The sequence below is a fragment of the Streptomyces sp. NPDC001020 genome, from assembly GCF_053599115.1.
The window spans coordinates 1-1233 of sequence record NZ_JBSFLQ010000102.1 but is presented as its reverse complement, the minus strand read 5'-3'; the positions used below and the strand labels follow the sequence as shown (position 1 = coordinate 1233).

Genomic DNA, 1233 nt, shown 5'->3' with positions numbered 1-1233 from the left:
GCCGCGGTGTACGAAGACGGCGGGGCGGACAGAGGCGCCACCCGGGCGCGCGGTAGCCGCAACGCGCCCCCGCTCCCGAGTTCGGTCACCGGTTCGATCGCCATGTCCGCCCCGCCCTTCCGGCGCTACTGCCGCAGCAAATGCGTACACCTCACCTGGCGGCCGGAATGGCCCGCCGCAGGTCGCGATGATCACGGTAGAGGCCCTGCCGCAGTAAATCCGGTATTTACTGCGGCACCACCCTAGGGGGCCACCAGGCGATGGAAGTCTCGTCGGTGCTTGCGCTTCATCCCCCTCCTCCCCACATACTCTTGACACTCGACTATTCTAAATTTCAGACTAGTCGCGATCTTAGGGAGGGTCGATGCATGGGCGACATCCAGCCCGCATGGCTCCGCGCCGTCCTGCCGCTGTGCCTTCTGGCCACGCTGGAGCGCGGAGAGAGTTACGGATACGCGCTGCTCCAGCAGATCGAGGAATCGGGACTCGGCACGGTCAAGGGCGCCGTGCTGTACCCGGCACTGACGCGGCTCGCCGACGACGGCGCGGTCGAGGTCCGATGGGCCCCCGGAGAGGGCGGCCCCGGCCGGAAGTACTACCGGCTGACCGATACGGGGCGGGGCCGACTGGCACGGGAGCGCCAGGCATGGCAGGAGTTCCGCACGGCGGTCGACACGACGGCGGCGTTCCCGGCCGACCCCACCGCCACACCTCACGAACAGGAGAAAGACCGATGACGAAGACCGCCGCCGGGACCCGACCGGGTCACAGCGACCGGGACGCCTGGGCCGACAAGCTGGAACTGGACCTCACCCTCGTGCACAGCGTGCCGCGCGAGCTGGTGAACCGTGTGCTGGCGGAGGTCGCCGAGGCGGTTACCGAGACGGGACAGCCCGCGGAGGAACTCTTCGGCCCCGCCGAGGAGTACGCCACTGCGGTGGCCACCGAACGGGTCGACGCCGGGCTCCGCAGCACACGCGACTTCGAGGGCAGGACATCGGCCACGCATTTCCGACAGGGCATGGTGGCCGGAGGCATCGCCGTCCTGATCATGGCCGTGGTGGGAACGTTCAACAGTGAGGAACTGTCCGGCGCCTCAACTCTCCTCTCGTCCCTCTCCACGTCCGTGTTCGTGGCCGTCGGCTTCGCGGTCTTCCCCGCCCTGCGCGCGGCGGGGCGGGCCCGGGCCGCCTGGCTCTACGGCGCCGTCGCCGGCGTCATCGCCGCGGTCGG

General features: G+C 69.6%; 2 protein-coding genes. Both read left to right on the top strand.

Annotated elements, in window-relative coordinates; all coding sequences use genetic code 11:
- The first annotated feature begins 368 nt into the window (after positions 1-368).
- Positions 369-737: a PadR family transcriptional regulator gene (locus ACWDEX_RS37185; RefSeq protein ID WP_450469112.1), complete on the top strand. Its 369-nt coding sequence runs from the start codon at positions 369-371 to the stop codon at positions 735-737.
- Positions 734-1233, top strand: a 500-nt coding sequence (locus tag ACWDEX_RS37180; protein ID WP_450469110.1) for a hypothetical protein, incomplete at its 3' end; no start/stop codon positions are given. The genes ACWDEX_RS37185 and ACWDEX_RS37180, both read left to right, overlap by 4 nt.

Coding starts and splice junctions, on each gene's coding strand:
- ACWDEX_RS37185 (WP_450469112.1), top strand. CDS start 369: ATGGGCGACATCCAGCCCGCATGGCTCCGCGCCGTCCTGCCGCTGTGC.